Source organism: Paenibacillus sp., assembly GCF_035645235.1.
Taxonomy (GTDB): domain Bacteria; phylum Bacillota; class Bacilli; order Paenibacillales; family YIM-B00363; genus Paenibacillus_AE.
On the sequence record NZ_DASQMZ010000018.1, the window covers coordinates 1 to 18,320 of the forward strand.

At 62.2% G+C, this 18,320-nt stretch carries 18 protein-coding genes; 14 read left to right on the forward strand and 4 right to left on the reverse strand.

Annotated features, from left to right (window positions below; genetic code table 11):
* Positions 1-249 precede the first annotated feature (249 nt).
* Positions 250-858 carry a hypothetical protein gene (locus tag VEZ38_RS01605; RefSeq protein ID WP_324891289.1) on the forward strand — a complete coding sequence of 203 codons (609 nt, stop codon included), beginning with the start codon at positions 250-252 and terminating at the stop codon, positions 856-858.
* Positions 859-980: 122 nt separating this feature from the next.
* Positions 981-2,093, forward strand: a complete 1,113-nt coding sequence (mutY, locus tag VEZ38_RS01610) for an A/G-specific adenine glycosylase (RefSeq protein ID WP_324891291.1) — start codon at positions 981-983, stop codon at positions 2,091-2,093.
* Positions 2,094-2,151: 58 nt separating this feature from the next.
* On the opposite strand, the gene VEZ38_RS01615 is transcribed toward mutY, so the two are convergent.
* Positions 2,152-2,766 carry a superoxide dismutase gene (locus VEZ38_RS01615; RefSeq protein WP_324891293.1) on the reverse strand — a complete coding sequence of 205 codons (615 nt, stop codon included), beginning with the start codon at positions 2,764-2,766 and terminating at the stop codon, positions 2,152-2,154.
* Between the two features lie 75 nt (positions 2,767-2,841).
* The gene (locus VEZ38_RS01620; RefSeq protein ID WP_324891295.1) at positions 2,842-3,051 is read right to left on the reverse strand and encodes a hypothetical protein; all 210 of its coding nucleotides are present in this window, start codon (positions 3,049-3,051) and stop codon (positions 2,842-2,844) included.
* A 234-nt stretch (positions 3,052-3,285) separates the two neighbouring features.
* On the opposite strand from VEZ38_RS01620, the gene VEZ38_RS01625 reads away from it, so the two are divergent.
* The 6 genes from VEZ38_RS01625 to folE all read left to right on the forward strand — a co-directional run bounded on the left by VEZ38_RS01625 (position 3,286) and on the right by folE (position 7,685).
* Entirely contained in the window at positions 3,286-3,714 is a 429-nt protein-coding gene (locus tag VEZ38_RS01625; RefSeq protein ID WP_324891297.1) for a GNAT family N-acetyltransferase, read from the forward strand.
* A gap of 94 nt (positions 3,715-3,808) precedes the next feature.
* Entirely contained in the window at positions 3,809-4,357 is a 549-nt protein-coding gene (locus VEZ38_RS01630) for a DUF402 domain-containing protein (protein ID WP_324891299.1), read from the forward strand.
* A gap of 80 nt (positions 4,358-4,437) precedes the next feature.
* Positions 4,438-5,592, forward strand: a complete 1,155-nt coding sequence (gene queG, locus VEZ38_RS01635; RefSeq protein WP_324891301.1) for a tRNA epoxyqueuosine(34) reductase QueG — start codon at positions 4,438-4,440, stop codon at positions 5,590-5,592.
* Positions 5,593-5,642: 50 nt separating this feature from the next.
* The gene (locus tag VEZ38_RS01640) at positions 5,643-6,677 is read left to right on the forward strand and encodes an HD-GYP domain-containing protein (RefSeq protein WP_324891303.1); all 1,035 of its coding nucleotides are present in this window, start codon (positions 5,643-5,645) and stop codon (positions 6,675-6,677) included.
* A gap of 127 nt (positions 6,678-6,804) precedes the next feature.
* Positions 6,805-7,035 carry a YneF family protein gene (locus VEZ38_RS01645; protein WP_324891306.1) on the forward strand — a complete coding sequence of 77 codons (231 nt, stop codon included), beginning with the start codon at positions 6,805-6,807 and terminating at the stop codon, positions 7,033-7,035.
* Positions 7,036-7,058: 23 nt separating this feature from the next.
* Positions 7,059-7,685 (forward strand): GTP cyclohydrolase I FolE, encoded by a 627-nt coding sequence (gene folE, locus VEZ38_RS01650; RefSeq protein ID WP_324891308.1) that lies wholly within the window; start codon positions 7,059-7,061, stop codon positions 7,683-7,685.
* A gap of 80 nt (positions 7,686-7,765) precedes the next feature.
* On the opposite strand, the gene VEZ38_RS01655 is transcribed toward folE, so the two are convergent.
* The gene (locus VEZ38_RS01655) at positions 7,766-8,827 is read right to left on the reverse strand and encodes an alpha/beta hydrolase (RefSeq protein WP_324891310.1); all 1,062 of its coding nucleotides are present in this window, start codon (positions 8,825-8,827) and stop codon (positions 7,766-7,768) included.
* Between the two features lie 269 nt (positions 8,828-9,096).
* Between VEZ38_RS01655 and VEZ38_RS01660 the strand changes: the two genes are divergently transcribed.
* Complete coding sequence (locus tag VEZ38_RS01660) at positions 9,097-9,843, forward strand: IclR family transcriptional regulator (RefSeq protein WP_324891312.1); 747 nt, start codon at positions 9,097-9,099, stop codon at positions 9,841-9,843.
* 135 nt (positions 9,844-9,978) lie between these two features.
* On the opposite strand, the gene acnA is transcribed toward VEZ38_RS01660, so the two are convergent.
* Positions 9,979-12,684 (reverse strand): aconitate hydratase AcnA, encoded by a 2,706-nt coding sequence (acnA, locus tag VEZ38_RS01665; protein WP_324891314.1) that lies wholly within the window; start codon positions 12,682-12,684, stop codon positions 9,979-9,981.
* Positions 12,685-12,977: 293 nt separating this feature from the next.
* On the opposite strand from acnA, the gene VEZ38_RS01670 reads away from it, so the two are divergent.
* The 5 genes from VEZ38_RS01670 to VEZ38_RS01690 all read left to right on the forward strand — a co-directional run.
* Positions 12,978-13,964, forward strand: coding sequence for an amidase domain-containing protein (locus tag VEZ38_RS01670; protein WP_324891316.1), 987 nt, complete (start codon positions 12,978-12,980; stop codon positions 13,962-13,964).
* Positions 13,965-14,035: 71 nt separating this feature from the next.
* Entirely contained in the window at positions 14,036-15,202 is a 1,167-nt protein-coding gene (locus VEZ38_RS01675; protein WP_324891318.1) for a D-alanine--D-alanine ligase, read from the forward strand.
* Positions 15,203-15,350: 148 nt separating this feature from the next.
* Positions 15,351-16,433 (forward strand): UV DNA damage repair endonuclease UvsE, encoded by a 1,083-nt coding sequence (uvsE, locus tag VEZ38_RS01680; RefSeq protein ID WP_324891320.1) that lies wholly within the window; start codon positions 15,351-15,353, stop codon positions 16,431-16,433.
* Between the two features lie 125 nt (positions 16,434-16,558).
* Positions 16,559-17,329, forward strand: coding sequence for an enoyl-ACP reductase FabI (gene fabI, locus VEZ38_RS01685; protein WP_324891322.1), 771 nt, complete (start codon positions 16,559-16,561; stop codon positions 17,327-17,329).
* Between the two features lie 155 nt (positions 17,330-17,484).
* The coding region (locus tag VEZ38_RS01690; RefSeq protein WP_324891324.1) for an inositol monophosphatase family protein at positions 17,485-18,320 on the forward strand (836 nt) is incomplete at its 3' end.

The following is an 18,320-nucleotide window of genomic DNA, read 5'->3' on the forward strand; positions in this document are numbered from 1 at the left end:
CGTTCCGCGACGTAGAGGTGCTGCCGGACGAGCGCGGCAAGCCGTGCTGCCGCGTGGCGCGCCGCGTCGCGGAGGGGTTGCGACTGCACGTGTCGATCTCGCATGCGGACGGGTGGGCAAGCGCCTTTGCGGTCGCCGAACGCGACTAACGACGGGGACGCCGTCCGGGCCGAAGCCCGTTCTTGAAAGCGGAGGACAAGCGTACAGTAGTAACATACTAGGAAAACATTCGCGATGCGGAGGCTCAAGATGATGGAGCAATGGTTTACGTTCGCCCGGATCAGCGAACTGTCGCTGCTGTTGATATGGTGGTACGCGGCGTTCGCGGCGAGCCGGCTCGTGCGCGCGCCGGTGCGCAGCGCGCTGCGGCGCCGCGCCGGCCGCGTGGCGGGCTGGATCGTCGTCGGCACGACGCTCGTCGGGGTGAAGACGGTCATCGACGCGGCGCTGTGGACCGCGGGGATGGGCGCTTGGCAAGGCCCGCGGGCGCTGCCGTGGCTGGCTGTCGCCGCTTTGGCGCTCGTAGCGGCGTTCCGTTCTCATCCGCGGCTGCTGTCGGTGTCGCGGTACGAATACGACCGCTTTAAGGCCGAGCGAACGGCCGCTACCGAGCCGCAGACGATTATGCCGATCCAGTCCACGACAGTGTGTATCGCCGTAGGCTGCTGCTGGAGCTGGTTCGGGCCGGGCGTCCTGCTCCCGGCTGCGGCGGCGCTGCTCCTCGGGGGGCTCTGGGCGCTCCAACGATACCGGCACGCCGCCGCGCGGCTCGACGAATGGACGCGCCCGAAGCCGCTGCACCGCCGGCTGCGCATGCAAGCCGAGCGCATGCTCGCCTTCGGCCGCTCCAATTCGTAGAGGCGCGCGCGGCGATAGTTTCGCCCCGGCTCTTCTCAACGGACGGGTTCCCGATTATAATGCGAAGGAGCGGCAACGAGCCGCTCCTTTGTTTTGCTTCCAGGGGAAGGGGAATCGACGCGATGTTCGACGAAGACGCGAAGCTGGTTTTCAGCCGCGAGCTGCTGGCTTGGTATCGCGCGCACAAGCGCGACCTGCCGTGGCGAAGAACGCGGAATCCTTATCATATTTGGGTATCGGAAGTCATGCTGCAGCAGACGAGGGTGGAGACGGTGAAGCCGTATTTCGAGCGGTTCGTCTCGCTGTTTCCGACGGTCGAGGCGCTCGCCGAGGCGCCGGAGGAAACGGTGCTGAAGGCGTGGGAAGGGCTCGGCTACTATTCGCGCGCGCGCAACCTGCAAGCCGCGGCGAGAGAAGTGGCGGAGCGGTACGGCGGGGAAGTGCCGGACGCGAAGGAGCGCTTCGCCGCCTTGAAGGGCGTAGGGCCGTATACGGCGGGCGCGGTCATGAGCATCGCCTTCAATCGCCGGGAGCCGGCGGTCGACGGCAATGTGATGCGGGTGCTGTCGCGGTACTTCTGCATCGAGGAGGACATCGCCAAGGGGGGCACCCGCGCGATGATGGAGCGGCTGCAGTACGAGCTCATTCCGGAAGGGGAGGCGTCCGACTTCAATCAGGCGATTATGGAGCTCGGCGCGCTCGTGTGCACGCCGAAGTCGCCGCATTGCTTGACGTGTCCGGTCATGGCGCGCTGCGCGGGACGGCTCGAAGGGAAGGAGGAGTCGCTGCCGATCAAGACGAAGGCGAAGCCGCCGCGGCCGGAGTATCGCGCCTGCGCGTTCGTCGTCGACGAGCGCGGCGAGCGCGTGCTGCTGCGGAGGCGTCCGGCGGAGGGACTGCTCGCCGACATGTGGGAGCCGCCCCACGTCGAATTCGGCGCCGCGGGCTGGTCGCCCGCGCAAGCCGACGCCGACCTCGGCGACGCGCTGGCCGGCTGGCTGGGCGAAGCGCTGGGCGCGGCCGCCGTACGCCCGACGGGGTCGGCCGGCACGTACGAGCACACGTTCAGCCACATTCATTGGAACGTGCGGGTGCACCGGTTTACGGCTGCCGCGGCCGCGCTTGCCGCCGAGCCGCCGGAGCCGTACCGTTGGGTCGACCGCGACGGCCTGGCGCGGCATCCGTTGCCGAACGTGTTCGTGCGGATGCTCAAAGCAGAGGGCTTCCTAGCCTAAGGGACAATGGAAAAGGGGCTGTCCCATGACGGGACGGCCCCTTTTTCGATAAAGCTTCTTACTTCTTCGCCGCTTCGTAGCGCGCGTTGACCGCGTTCCAGTCGATGACGTTGAAGAATGCGCCGATATAGTCCGGACGCTTGTTTTGGTACTTCAGGTAGTACGCATGCTCCCATACGTCGATGCCAAGGAGCGGCGTAGCGCCTTCCATGTACGGGCTGTCTTGGTTCGCCGTGCTGGAGACGACGAGCTTGCCGGACGCGTCGACCGACAGCCACGCCCAGCCGGAGCCGAAGCGCGTCGTAGCGGCTTTCGTGAATGCTTCTTTGAACGCGTCGTAGCCGCCGAGCTCGCTGTCGATCGCGGCCTTCAGCGCGCCGGTCGGCTCGCCGCCGCCGTTCGGGCCGATCGTCGACCAGAAGATCGAGTGGTTCGAGTGGCCGCCGCCGTGGTTGCGGACCGCCGTGCGGATGTCTTCCGGCACCGCGTTCAGATCGGAGATCAGAGCCTCGACGGACTTGTCCTGCAGCTCCGGATATTTTTCGAGCGCGGCGTTGAGGCTGTTCACGTACGTCGCATGGTGGCGGTCGTGGTGAATCATCATCGTCGTCTCGTCGATGTGCGGTTCAAGCGCGTTGTTCGGGTACGGCAACGGTGGCAATTGGTGTGGCATGAGCAGCATTCCTCCCAATAGTAAGTATTGTAGAATCAAATCCATTATCCTCCAAGGTCTCGAATAAATCAACATTTATGTTTCTAAAGTCGCGCTCGCCGTCGACGCTTTGTCGCGCCCCATCAGCTCGTCGATGACTTGATGATGCAGCGAGACGCCTTGCGCGTTCAGCCATGGCGACACGTCGCTTAACACGTAATGATATTCGCGGAGCTCCTCCTCCGACCATCGTTCGATCGGAACGCTCGTCAGCTCCTGCAGCAACCGCAATGGGGTCTGCGCCATGCCGGGATGTACCTCCTCTCTGCGAAGGGTTCGGCTTCGATACCGGACATTAGGTTGCGCCGTTTTCCAAAAAACATACACGAAAACCAATGAAAACGCTTCAAATAAAGCGCTAACACGAACAATCCGCGAAAAATCGCGAATTTTTTACGGTATTTTAACAAATGAAAAGGAATTTGAAGAATTTTGTCGTATTTGTTATATTACAACTTTGGAAAGCTGGGAGAGAAGCACATGCACGTTCGCTCGTTTCAATTGTCGGATTATGCCGAAGTGACGCAACTGATGGAAAACTCCCTCTCGGAAGACTGCTTCCACGATACGATGGAGGCGTTCGCCCGTCAGCTTTCGTGGGACAGCAGCCTCGTGATGGTCGCTCGGGCGGAGACGTTGATCGTCGGCGTCGTGATCGGCACGATCGACAATAACGACGGTTATTATTATCGCATCGCGGTCGATCCGTTCCATCGCCGCAAGGGTGTAGGCAAGGCGCTGATTCAGGCGCTGCAAGAACGCTTCGTCGAGCGCAAAGTAAATCGCATCCTCGTCCCGGTGGACGTGCACAACGAGCCGGTGCTTCCGGTGTTCGAGTCGCTCGGATTCGACCCGCTCCGTTCCTTCACGAAAGCTTTCAAGAAACTTAGCATTGTGGCGGGCACATAATTATAATATAGTAAGATTCATATATAAAATTTGAAGCGTATCGGAGGCCGATATGCTTTTTGTTTCTTTTACGAGCATGGAAGGTGTTTGACATATGGCATCGGTCGATAACGCGGTCATCAAAAGTTTCAAACATAACGGACATATCCACCGCATCTGGTACGAGAATTGGCCCGTTCCGCAGGAGGCGCTGCATCCGCTGCACGCGGAGGAGCAATTGCGCGTCTATATAAATCATGGCACGCGCATCCGCGAAGCCGACGGGAAGGAATGGGTGAGCCGCGTGCCCGGCGTGACGTATTTCTTGCCGGGGCAGTGGTTCAATATCGTCGCGTTGCTCGAGTCGTCCGGGGTGCGGTATTATTGTAATATCGCTTCGCCCTTCACGCATTACGACGATACGGTCACGTATATCGACTACGATCTTGACGCGATCCGGCTGCCGGACGGCACGATCCACGTCGTGGACGAGGAGGAATACCGCACCCATCGCGCGCTGTACCAATACCCCCCGCTCGTCGAAGCGAAGGTGAAGGGCGGCTTGGACGCGCTGCTGCGGCGTATGCGGGAGAAGGCCGCTCCGTTCCAGGACGAGGAGGCGTTAAGGTATTACGAACTTTGGAAAACGAGACACGTCCCCTGACGGCCCGGCTGCGCGTTCCTGCGACCGGGTCTTCGTTATAAGCGGATTCGATACAAGGATGGAGACAGGAGGGACATGAAGTGTCGGAAAAGGACCGATGGCTCGAGCTCAAGCGCCGTCTGCTCGAGGAGGCCCCGAAGCTCGGCATCGACAAGCTCGGCTTCGCGTCGGCCGAACCGTTCGCGGAGCTGTTCGACGTGCTGAAGCGCCACCGCGAAGCGGGGCGGGAATCCGGCTTCGAGGAGCCCGATCTCGAGAAGCGGATCGACCCGAGGCTCAGCTTCCCCGGCGGCGAGCCGCGATCGATCCTGTCGATCGCGGTGGCGTATCCGTCGAAGATGAAGTCGCCGCCGAAGTCGGAGCCGGGCGCGTACCGGGGCATCCTCGCCAGGTCGGCTTGGGGCGAAGACTACCATAACGTGCTGCGCGGCCGGATGGCGCGGCTCGAGACGCTCCTGAAGACGCTCGTGCCGGAATGCCGCGTCGAGTCGATGGTCGACACGGGCGCGCTCGTGGACCGCGCCGTCGCGGAGCGGGCCGGCATCGGCTGGTACGGCAACAACTGTTCCGTCATTACCCCGGAATTCGGTTCCTGGGTGTACCTCGGAGAGATGATCACGGACATCCCGTTCCCGCCGGACACGAAGGTAGCGGACAGCTGCGGCGACTGCACGATCTGTATCGACGCTTGCCCGACCGGCGCGCTGGTCGGCAAGGGCGAGCTCGACGCGTCGCGGTGCGTATCGTTCGTGACGCAGACGAAGGGCTTCGTCGACGACGAGATGAAACGCAAGATCGGCAACCGGCTGTACGGCTGCGACACGTGCCAGATCGTCTGCCCGAAGAACAAGGGCTACAACTGGGCGCACCACCCGGAGCTGCAGCCGGATCCGGAGATCGCCAAGCCGCTCCTCAAGCCGCTCCTGCGCATGTCGAACCGCGAATTCAAGGAGCGGTTCGGCGCGAGCGCGGCGGCCTGGCGCGGCAAGAAGCCGATTCAGCGCAACGCGATCATCGCGCTCGGCAACTTTAAAGACGCGAGCGCCGTTCCGGAGCTGATCGACCTCGTCCGAAAGGACGAGCGTCCGGTCATCCGCGGAACGGCCGCCTGGGCGCTCGGCCGCATCGGAGGGGACGAAGCGATTTCCGCGCTGCGGGAGGCGTACGCGACCGAAGCCGATGCCGAGGCGAAGGAAGCGATCAAAAAAGCGATGAATGACAACCGTCAATCATGATATGATGGGGAAGAAACCATTCGAGGAACGCTCGAGGAGCAGATGATAACGTGAGATACGTTCCGATCGACGCATTGGAGCCTGGGCAATATTTGGGCCGAACGATCTTTTCCAGCAACGGCGCGGTGCTGCTCAGCGAAGGCGTACAGTTAACCGTCTATATGATCAGTACGCTGAACCGCATCGGCGTTACGTTCGTCTACGTGAAGGACGAGCACTACGACGATATCGAAATTCCGGAGGTCATCTCCGAAGAGACGAAGCGGGCCGTCATGCGCCAGATGAACGAAGTGTTTAATACGGTTCGTTCGGGCAAGGAATTCAATACGAAACAAGTCAGCGTTACGATCGATTCGCTGCTGGACGATATTATGAAAAACCGGGACGTGCTCATTCACCTCTCGGATATCCGTTCGAAGGAAAACGCCGATTATGTGCACGCGATGAACGTGTGCATGATGTCGTCCGTCGTCGGCATGAACATGGGCTTTACGCCGACGCAGATGAAGGAGCTCGCGATCGGCGCGCTTCTTCACGATATCGGGAAGGTCGGCGCCCTCCCGGCCGACGACGAGGATGCCGACCGGCGGCGCCACCATACGTGGAGAGGCTTCGAGACGCTGAAGCTCAAGCGCGAATACAGTCTGCTGATCGCGCACGCCGCGTTCCAGCACCATGAGCACGTGGACGGCACCGGATTGCCGCGCGGCCTCGCGGGCGACGCGATCCATATTTACGCGAAGATCGTCGCGGTGGCGAATACGTACGACAATCTCGTATCAGGCCTTGACGAGAAGGGACGGCGCATCTTGCCGCACGAGGCGTGCGAGCGCATGATGGCGATGGCCGGACGGGCGCTCGACAAGGACGTGCTGATCGAATTTTTAAAGACGGTGTCGGTGTACCCGACCGGCGCGTCGGTGCGGCTGACGAACAAGGAAGTCGGCGTCGTCGTCGGACAGCATCGGGGCCTTCCGAGCCGGCCGGTCGTGCGCGTCGTCAAGAACGAGGACGGACAGTTCGAGGTCAAGGAGTTCGACCTCGCGAAGCACCCGACCTTGTTCATCGAAGCGGTGTTACTGTGAAGGGGCGGCGGCGAGCCGTCTCTTTCCCGTTTTGGGCGGGCGCGAAGTTTGTGTCGCGGCGGCGGGACATGCTATGATGATAGCAGTTTGAAGAAACATTTTCCGAAAGAACAGGGTGGGTTGCGCTATGGCATGGTACGATATCGTCATTCCGATCGTCACGCTCGTCGTCGGCTTGATCGGCGGTTTCTTTATAGGGGTTTATTACTTGCGCAGGCAGATGGAAGCGATGCAGAGCAATCCGGAGATGCTGCGCGAGATGGCCAAGAAGATGGGCTACAACGTCAATCAGAAGCAGATGAATCAGATGCAGCAGATGCTGCGCAATCAAGGCGGTCCGGGTCGGCGCCGCAAGTAAATTAGAGATGGGCGGTGTGCGGGATGGCCGAGGCGAATCGGTTCGAACCGAGCAATCCGAACGCGGACGTGAAAACTTATATTAATTCCTTGGCGAACGAGAACGCGGAGCTGATCGAAGGGCATATCCGCGAAATTTTGCGCTTGATCGGGGAAGATCCGGACCGCGAGGGCCTCTTGGAGACGCCGAAGCGCGTGCGGAAGATGTACGAGGAAATTTTCGCGGGCTACGAGGTCGATCCGCGCGAGGTGATCGGCGTGACGTTCGACGAACGTCATGAAGAGCTCGTGATCGTGAAGGATATCGTGTATTTCTCGCAATGCGAGCACCATATGGCGCCGTTCTTCGGCCATGTGCATATCGGGTACATTCCGAGCGGCCGCATTGCGGGCCTCAGCAAATTCGCGAGGCTCGTGGAGGCGGTGACGCGCAAGCTGCAGGTGCAGGAGCGCATTACGTCGCAGATCGCCGATATTTTCGAGGAAGTGCTGCAGCCGCACGGGACGATGGTCGTCGTCGAGGGCGAGCACATGTGCATGTGCGCGCGGGGCGTGAAGAAGCCGGGGGCGAAGACGATCACGTCGGCGGTGCGCGGCCGTTTCCGGACGGATGCGGCGCTGCGGACGGAGTTTTTGTCGCTGGTTCGGTAGCAGACAGGAATGAAGAAGCCGGGCGCGGCGCGCTCGGCTTCTTCCTGTCGGTGCCGACGGCAGACCGGCGTTTGACGAATTTATTCGCTCGCGACGCGCTCCAAGAACGCCGTCGCGCGCGATATATATTCCGGTTTGTCTTTGCGATAGACGAGTTCATGCGTCGCGTTGGGCACGAGCCAAAACTCGGACGCCTCGTTCGCCGCCGTCTGATTTCGGGCGATGCCGCGGATGATATCGTAGGGCGAACGCTCGTCGAGGGTGCCGTGGATCATGAGCGTCGGCACGTCGTAGGCGGTATTTTTAATTTTCTGGTACGGAACGTCGCCGAGGCCGGAGCCGTTCACGAGCGGGTACAGCCAGCGCAGCAGCGTTAGGGACGGCTCGCGCGGGAGGTCGGCGTATTGCTTCAAGTTATGGTAGAGCGTATCGGGCTCGAGCACGAACGTGCTGTCGAGAATCATGGCGTCGATGTCGCCGGTGCGCAGCGCCGCTTGGAGCGCCGTGCCGGCGCCCATCGAGAAGCCCCAGACGACGACCTCGTCCGCGCCGCGGGATTTCGCGTACCGAACGGCACCGATCAGGTCGCTCGATTCCTTCGCGCCGCCGGTGACGACCCGGTCGTCGTTATAGACGTAGCCGTAATCGAACATGAGGGCGTTATAACCTTGTTCGTGGGCGAATCGCGCAAGCTCGTAGATCGGCACCCAAATTTCTTCCCGATTGCCACCGTAGCCGTGCGAGAAGACGATCGTCTTGGCGGAGTGCTTGGCGGGGTCGTCGACGGAGGCGACAGGAATGTACCAGCCGTCTAAGCGGTGATCGCCGTTGTCGGAGAAGAAGGAGATGTCTTCGTAGGCCAGACCGACGGCCCGGGCAGGGTCGGATTGCAGCGGCGCGACGTCGGGGCGGGCGAGCACCCACGCGATGTACGCATAGATGGAGACGACGCCGATGACGGCGAGCAGCGCGAAGGCCAGAAGCAATCCGGCGACCGAGGACCAGACGCTGCGTCGGCGAAGCCGGCGGGGATCGAGCGGGAGCGAGCCGAACGAGCCCGCCCCGGTTGCAGGAGCTGTATTGTAAGCGCTTCCGTATGTGTGGTTTGAGAGAGGCGATGGCGTCGAAGTGATTGAATCCATAGGGCGAGCCTCCTTGTTTAATGCTATTAATTTCATAGTACGGGAGGCTCGACCGACGGTCAACGGATTCGACTGAATTGTAAGACGATTGTAAAACGGCTGTAACATTCGAACCGGGACGAAGGACCGGGGTGCCGACGAGCCGGTCGTGCGGTTGCGTGTTTCGGTAGGGGATTCAGGTCTTTACGACACCGACGGACGTGGTATACTGAAAACATGAAAAAGAGTTTCACTCCACGGAACGAATAGGGAAATACGGGGGTCGAACGATGGAGGACGGCAAACTGACGGTACGCGCGGTCGAGCGCGCTTTGGATATTTTATTGGTTTTTACGGAGCATTCCAGCCTCGGCATGACGGAGATCGCGGAGAAGGTCGGCCTGCACAAGAGTACCGTGCACCGGCTGCTCGCCTCGCTCGAAGGCAAAGGCTTCCTCGTGCGCGACGCGGCGACGGAGAAATATTCGCTCGGCTTTCGGGTATGGGAGCTGTCCGCCCAGCTGTCCGGGCAGTCGGACGACCCCGGCACGCTGTTGCTGCCGGAGATGGAGCGGCTTCGCGATCTCGTCGGCGAGACGATCAGCTTATACATCCGGGAAGGCAACGAGCGCATCCGGATTCAGGCCGTGCAAAGCCGCCAAGCGATACGCCGGGTCGCGCCGGTCGGGGCGCGATTGCCGCTGTACGTCGGCGCGTCCAGCAAGGTGCTGCTCGCCTTCGCGGAGGAGCGCGTACGCGACGGGCTGATGAGCGGTCCGGGCTGGCCGGCGACGGTGAATCGCGCCGCCTTCCTTCGCGGGCTCGAGGACATTCGCGCCCTCGGCTATGCGACGAGCGTCGAGGAGCGGGAACCGGGCGCGGCCGCCGTGTCTGCCCCCATCTTCGCGGGCGCCGGCCGGCTCGCCGCGGCGATCGCCGTCTCCGGGCCGTCGAACCGGCTCCACCTCGACAAGATGCGCGAGATCGCGCCGATCGTCATGGAGTCGGCGCGGCGGATGGGAAAGATGTTGAAATAATAAAGCACGACGCACCGAGACGCCCTCCCCGCGGCATAGCCGCGGGAGGGCGTCTTTGCGCGTCCGCGCCCGACAGAAAAGGCTCCCCTTCGCGATTCGAAGGGGAGCCTTGGGGAAGCATTTTCCGAAAAAGATTTACGCCATCAACTGGCGCAGTACCGTCTGCAGGATGCCGCCGTTGCGGTAGTAGTCGACGTCGACCATCGAGTCGAGGCGCACGATCGCGTCGAACTCGAACGAGGAACCGTCCGTGCGCGTCGCCTTCACCTTAACCGTCTGGCCCGGCTTTACGTCGTTGCTGAGGCCCTCGATATCGAACGTCTCCGTGCCGTCGATGCCGAGCGTCTTCCAGCTTTGGCCTTCGACGAACTGCAGCGGGAGAACGCCCATGCCGACGAGGTTGGAACGGTGAATCCGCTCGAAGCTTTCCGCGATGACCGCCTTCGCGCCGAGCAGGAACGTGCCCTTCGCCGCCCAGTCGCGGGAGGAGCCGGTGCCGTACTCTTTCCCTGCGAGAACGACCGTCGGCGTACCGTCCGCCTGGTACTTCATCGCCGCGTCGTAGATCGGCATCACTTCGCCCGTCGGGAGATACTTCGTCACGCCGCCCTCGGTGCCCGGCGCGACTTGGTTCCGAATCCGGATGTTGGCGAACGTGCCGCGCATCATGACTTCGTGGTTGCCGCGGCGCGAGCCGTACGAGTTGAAGTCTTCCTTCTTCACGCCGTGCTCGAGCAAATATTTGCCCGCCGGCGAGTCGGCCTTAATGCTGCCGGCCGGAGAGATGTGGTCCGTCGTGACGGAATCGCCCATCAACGCCAGCGTTCTTGCGCCTTGGATGCCTTGGATGTCGTCCAGCTGCTCGCTGAGGTTCGTGAAGAACGGCGGGTTCTGGATGTACGTCGACTTGTCGTCCCACTCGTAAAGCTCGCCTTCGGCGACCGGAATTTCGTTCCAGCGCGGGTTCGCCCGGAACACGTCGCTGTACTTGGATGCATAGATGCCCGGGTTCATCGCGGCGTTCATCGTGTCCATAATTTCCTTCGAGGACGGCCAGATGTCCTTCAGGTATACCGGCTGGCCGTTCTTGTCGGTGCCGATCGGCTCGGTCGTCAGGTCGATGTCGACCGTGCCGGCGAGCGCGTAGGCGACGACGAGCGGCGGCGAAGCCAAGTAGTTCGCTTTGACCGCCGGGTGCACGCGGCCTTCGAAGTTCCGGTTGCCGGACAGGACGGAGGCGACCGTCAGGTCGTTATCCGTAATCGCGGCTTGCACTTCGTCCGGCAGCGGGCCGGAGTTGCCGATGCACGTCGCGCAGCCGTAGCCCGCTACGTGGAAGCCGAGCGCCTCGAGCGGCTCGACGAGACCGGCGTTGTTCAAGTATTCCGTAACGACGAGCGAGCCCGGCGTGAGGGAGCTCTTCACGTACCCCGGCTTCGTCAGGCCGCGCTCGACGGCCTTCTTCGCGAGGAGGCCCGCGCCGACCATGACGCTCGGGTTGGACGTGTTGGTGCAGGACGTAATCGCCGCGATGACGACCGCGCCGTTCTTCATCTTGGACACGGAGCCGTCCTCGTGCTTCACGTCGACGACTTCGGCGAGCTTCTCTTCGCTGAGGCCGTAGCCGCCCTTATCGACCGGCGTGCGGACGATCGCGTTGTACGTCTCTTTCATCGCCGTCAGCTCGATGCGGTCCTGCGGACGCTTCGGGCCGGCGAGCGACGGAACGACCGTGCCGAGATCGAGCTCGATCGTGTCGGTGAAGATCGGATCCGGCGTGCTGTCCGTCCGGAACATGCCTTGCGCCTTATAATACGCTTCGACAAGAGCGACTTGCTCTTCGCTGCGAGCCGTGCCGCGCAGGTAGTTCAGCGTCTCCGCGTCGACCGGGAAGAAGCCGATCGTCGCGCCGTACTCCGGCGCCATGTTCGCGACCGTCGCGCGGTCGGCGAGCGTGATGGAGCTCAGGCCCGAGCCGTAGAACTCGACGAACTTGCCGACGACGCCCTTCTTGCGGAGCATCTGCGTCACGGTAAGCGCGAGGTCGGTCGCCGTGGCGCCTTCCGCGAGCTTGCCCGTCAGTTTAAAGCCGATGACGTCCGGCGTGACGAAGTAGAGCGGCTGGCCGAGCATGCCGGCTTCCGCCTCGATGCCGCCGACGCCCCAGCCGACGACGCCGAGACCGTTGATCATCGTCGTGTGGGAGTCCGTGCCGACGAGGGAGTCCGGGAATACCTCGGTTTCGCCGTCCACCTTCTTGGTGGCTGCAACGGACGCGAGATACTCGAGGTTGACCTGATGCACGATCCCCGTGCCCGGAGGCACCGCGCGGAAGTTGTCGAACGCCGTTTGCGCCCAGCGCAGGAAGCGGTAACGCTCTTCGTTGCGCTCGAACTCTACCTTCTGATTATACTCGAGCGCGTTCGTCGTGCCGAAGGCGTCGACCATGACCGAGTGGTCGATGACGAGGTCGACCGGGACGAGCGGGTTGATCTTCTTCGGATCGCCGCCCTTCTTCTTGACCGTATCCCGCATCGCCGCCAAGTCGACGACGACCGGCACGCCCGTGAAGTCCTGCAGGACGATTCGGGACGGAATGAACGGAATTTCCTTATTGTCGTCTTTGCCGGAAGCCCAGTTCGCGATTTGCGCGACATGCTCCTCCGTAATGGCGCGGCCGTCGAATTGGCGGATCGCCGCCTCGAGCAGCACCTTGATGGAGAACGGAAGCTTCGAGACGCCCTCGAATTTCGCCTCCAAGTCGCTCAACGAGTAGTAATGAAACTGGTTGTCTCCTACGGCCAACGTCTTGCGAACGCCGTAATGGTCGCGATTACCCATAATATACAACCCATCCTCTCTACGGAAAATGACTTTGCGCTTCCGAAACCTTGTCGCATGCGCGGAACATCGTCGCCCGCTACCCGTGACGGCGGCGTTGGTATTGTCCTGTTGTTTCACGGTATGAAACACGATTTCATTATTGCAACTATCTTTAGTATAGCCGCTCGGCACGTTCAGGTAAAGGGCTAAATTTGCCTCATGCGGGGGTTGTCGGGCGCATATACATATGCGTACAGCATGGTGCGTCCCGGTACTTATTTTGACCCTTTTCTCGGAGGAGGCTCTATCCCATGAGTTGGAAGCCGATACTATACGAATATGTGAACGCCGCCAACGTCCGAGAGTCGGAGCTTGCGGCGAGCGGCCCCGGCTTGCCTCCCGGGGAACGCGCGCGGCTGAAACGGATGGCCGCCGGCTTCGCCGAGCGCGGCGCGAGGCCGCTCGGCGGGGAAACCCGGCTTGCGATTCGCCGGGTCCGGGAGGACGAGCGGGAGGTCGTCGCCGACATCGACCTGCGCCGGACGACGCGCGTGCGTACGCGGGGCGTCGAGCACGCGGAGGAGCGCGTCGATCGCGAGCGCGTCACGCTGCTGCGAACGCCGGACGGGGAGTGGACGGTAACGCGCGCGGAGCCGATCGTGCGGGAGCGCCACGGAGGCGGCGGCCCTTCCGTTACGCTCGGCGGAGAGGCGTCCCCGGGCATGCGCACGGCGCCGTTCCTCAACGAGCGGGTGCTCGGGAGGCCGGCGCCCGAGCCGTGGGAACGGTCGTATCGTTACGACCGCGAGGCGGCGCGGGCGTACGCGGACCGGCATTGGAACGAGCCGAACCCTCAATTCATTCATTTCGACGTCGACTGCACGAACTATGTGTCGCAATGCCTCTATGCAGGGGGAGCGCCGATGAACTATACTGGTGGGAGGGAATCGGGCTGGTGGTATCGCGGGCGTTCGGGCGGACGCGAGCTCTGGAGCTACAGCTGGAGCGTGGCGCATGCCCTCCATTGGTATCTCATGGGCGAACGCAGCGGCGGGCTGGCGGCCGAACAAGCGGCCTCGGCTCGGGAGTTGACGATCGGGGACGTGATTTGCTACGACTTCGACGGCGACGGGCGCTTCGAGCACAGCGTCATCGTGACCGGCGCCGACGGCGCGGGTCAGCCGCTCGTGAACGCCCATACGACGAACAGCCGCGGCCGGTATTGGGATTATCGGGATTCCTACGCCTGGACGGATCGGACGGTGTACCGGTTCTTCCGCATCCGGGACGGGTTTTGAGTACACGGGCGCGCACCATCGCGGCGCTGCGCCGCGAATCGCGCGCGATCAAGCGAACGACGGAGGGTTCCATGAACAAAAAAATACGGGTAGGCATCATTTACGGGGGAAAATCCGGCGAACACGACGTGTCGTTGTCCACGGCGAAAGCGGTCATCGGCGAGTTCGATTTCGATAAATACGAGGTATTTCCTTTCTATATTACGAAGCAAGGCGGTTGGCGGGCGGGCCCGCAGCTGCTCGCTCCGGTGGACGACAAGAAGCAGTTGACGTTCGAGGACGGCGGCGCCTCCCTCGAAGACGCGCGAGCGCTCGCGCCGTTATTCGGCTCGCTGGCGGGCGGGCCGCCCGCGGTCGACGGGGCGAAGGAGGTTCGCGTCGCCGCGGCGACCGGAGCGCCGACGTCGGTTGCGCCGCCGGAGGTCGACGTCGCCTTCCCGCTGCTGCACGGCACGTTCGGGGAGGACGGCACGATTCAGGGGCTGTTCGAGATGCTGAACATCCCGTACGTCGGCGCGGGCGTGCTCGCCTCCGCCGTCGGCATGGATAAAGTCGCCATGAAGAAGATGTTCGCCTCCGAGGGGCTGCCGCAATGCGTCTATCGGTATTTCACCCGCAAGCAATGGGAGCGCGACCGTTCGTATTTCCTTATGGAAATCGAGATGTCGCTCGGTTACCCATGCTTCGTGAAGCCGGCGAACCTCGGTTCTTCCGTCGGCGTCTCGAAGGCGCGCAACCGGGAAGAGTTGATCGAGGCGGTGCGCGAAGCGTTCCAGTTCGACCGCAAAGTTATCGTAGAGGAATTCGTCGACGCCCGGGAGATCGAGGTGAGCGTGCTCGGCAACGATTCGCCGCGCGCGTCGGTGCCCGGCGAGATCGCGTCCTCGAGCGAGTTTTACGATTACAAGGCGAAGTACGTGGACGGCAAGTCGGTCATGACGATCCCCGCGGACATTCCGCTCGAGACGGCGCAGGAAGCGCAGGAGATGGCCGTTCGCGCGTTCCAGGCGATCGACGGCTCCGGACTGTCGCGCGTCGACTTCTTTCTGAAGAAGGACGACGGCAAGCTGTTGATTAACGAAATCAATACGCTGCCGGGCTTCACCCCCTTCTCGATGTATCCGCTCCTCTGGAAGGAGAGCGGCCTTCCGTATAGCGATCTGCTCGACGAGCTGATTCAGCTTGCGATCGAGCGCCACGAGGAGAAGCAAGCCATCAAATACGGCACGGACGAGTAGAGAGCGTCGCCTTCGGGCGGCGTTTTTTTATATATCCGCTTCGGGCCGCGGTCGGCGCTCCACGGTCGGCCGCAGCGTATTCCTCCCGGGCATGGGGCATCCTAACGGCATCGACATTCGAATGCTTGCGCTGGAGGTGCCCGCCTGTATGATCGTTCGATTCGGCTATGTCGCCATGTCCGTACATATTAAGAACGCGTCCCCGTCCAAGACGATGACGGCGACGCATTTCCAGACGATCGCCGACCGCGAAGCCGCCGTCCGCAAGCTCGAGAGAATCGCGGCGGAAAATCTCCATAATACGCTGCGCCTGCTGCGCCACAATCGCGGGGAAGGCATCCCGCTGTACCGCCTCTCCTCTAAGCTCGTTCCGCTGCTGACGCACGAGCTGCTCGAAGGCTGGGACCCTCTGGACGTGCTGGAGCCCGACTTCCGGGCGGTGGGCGACTACGCGAAGACGAACGGCATGCGGCTGAGCTTCCACCCCGATCACTTCACCGTGCTCAGCTCCCCGCGCAAGGAGGTGCTCGCGCAATCGGCGAAGGACCTCGATTGGCATGTGGCGATGCTCGAGCGCATGGGCCTCGATGAGCGGTACAAATGCAATATTCATATCGGCGGCACGTACGGGGACAAAGCGAAGGCGTTCGAACGGTTTCTCCGGCAGTTCGGCGAGCTGCCCGCCCGGATCCGGCACCGGATTACGCTCGAGAACGACGACAAGACGTTCACCGCGAAGGAGACGCTAGAAGCGTGCAAAGCGGTCGGCGTGCCGATGGTGCTCGACCTGCACCATCACGCGGTCAATAACGAGGGCGAACAGGCCGAGGAACTCTGGGCGGACATTCGGTCCACCTGGGAAGCGGAACGGCTTCGCATCGAGGAAGCCTCTCGTTCTACGACCGCCTCCGCCGATGCGGCATCGAGCGAACGCGCCGTCTCCGGCGGCGGGACCGCGGTCGCGGAAGCGCCCGCGGCCGTCTCGGAAGAGCTGCTCGCGCCGAAAATTCACGTCTCGAGCCCGAAGAGCGAGAAGGACCCTCGCGGGCATGCGGATTACGTGAATGCGGATCATTTCTATGCGTTCGTGCGCGCGATCGCGGCGGACACACCGCGCTTGGACGTGATGATCGAAGCGAAGCAGAAGGACGACGCCCTGTTCCGTCTCGTCAAGGAGATCGCGGAGAAGCCGGGCGTCCGACGGCTGGGCGGCGCAATGGTGGAGCTGTAGTCTCCGTTCGAATTTTTTTTCGGGCGGCGCGGCGTTTCGACAAGTTTCATTCTTGCTTTTCCCCCGAACTTGGGTTACGTTGGAAGACGGGTGTGAAGCTTGTACATGAAAGGGAGTCGAACCGAATGGAACCTCTATTGAACGGCAAAAATATACTCGTTATGGGCGTGGCGAACGATCGCAGCATCGCATGGGCGATCGCGCAATCGCTAGCCGCGCAAGGAGCTCGGCTCGTCTTTACATATGAGAACGAACGCGTCGAAGAACGCGTGAAGAAGCTCGCCGATACGATCCCGGGCTCGACGGTGCTGCCGTGCAACGTGACCGTGGACGAAGAAATCGACAATCTCGCGAAGCTGGTCAAAGAAAGCTGCGGGGTGCTGCACGGGCTCGTTCACAGCATCGCCTTCGCGAAGACGGAAGAGCTGGAAGGCATGTACGTCGATACGTCCCGCGCCGGCTTCGCGCTCGCGCACGACATCAGCGCGTACTCGCTCGTCGCGGTCGCGCAGCGGATGCATCCGCTTATGACGGAGGGCGGAAGCATCATGACGATGACGTATCTGGGCGCCGAGCGCGCGATGAAAAACTATAACGTCATGGGCGTAGCGAAGGCGGCGCTCGAGGCGAGCGTTCGTTACCTTGCGGCCGACCTCGGCCCGAGCAACATTCGCGTGAACGCGATTTCCGCGGGGCCGATCCGGACGTTGGCGGCGAAGGGCATCAGCGGTTTCAATACGATCCTCAAGCAGGTGGAGGAGAAGGCGCCGCTGCGGCGGACGACGGAGCAAGCCGAGGTCGGCGACGCGGCGATGTTCCTGATGAGCCACCTGTCGCGCGGGATTACGGGCGAAGTGATCTACGTCGACAACGGATATAACATCGTCGGCATATAAGCCGGCCTTGCGCACTACGCAAGAAGTGACATCGGGCTCGTCGTCGGGAGGCGGCGAGCCCTTTTCCGATTGTTTAAGGCGAATGCGCGAAACGGTTACTCCGGGTTCGCGTATAAATGAGTAGCGAACGTAGGTAGAGGAGAGAGAAACGACCGATGAGCCAATACGAACGGGAGACGTACACCGTCACCGGGAAATCGTTCACCGCGGTCGCCGTCAATATGGCGTCCAAGGCGGGCGAATACATGAAGAGCAAGCTAGGGCAGGCGACGGACGTCCGCGTCAAGACGACGCCGCACGATCTCGTCACCGAAGTGGATAAAGGAACCGAACTGTTGATTCGCAAAATTATACAGGCGTATTTCCCGACCCACGCCATCTTAGGGGAAGAAGGCGTGGAGCCCGGGGCGGAGGCGTCTCGGTTGGCGCTGGAGCGCATCCGGGAAGAGGAATACGTCTGGATCGTCGATCCGATCGACGGGACGACGAATTTTATCCACGGACTGCCTTTCTATTCCGTGTCGATCGCGCTCGCCCACCGCGGCGAGGTCATCGTCGGCGTCGTCTACGATCCGTCGCGAGACGAGCTGTTCGTCGCCGAGAAGGGCAAGGGCGCTTACGTCCGCGGCAAGCGCATGAACGTTTCGGCCGAGGAGCGGCTCGAGGACAGCCTCGTCGCCACCGGCTTTCCGACCGATCGGGAGCGCGTCCTGCCGCTCGCGTTAAAGCAGATCGAAGCGGTCGCGCCGAAGGTGCGCAACATTCGTTCGGCGGGCTCGGCGGCGCTGCATCTGGCATACGTCGCGGCGGGACGGCTAAGCGGGTTCTGGGAGCCGAACCTCAACGCATGGGACATCGCCGCCGGCATGCTGCTCGTGAACGAGGCGGGGGGCCGCGTGACCGATATGAACGGAGAGCCGTACGGACTTCACGTAAGGGACGTCGCGGCGACGAACGGCCGCATCCACGATGCGCTGTTGACGGCGATTCG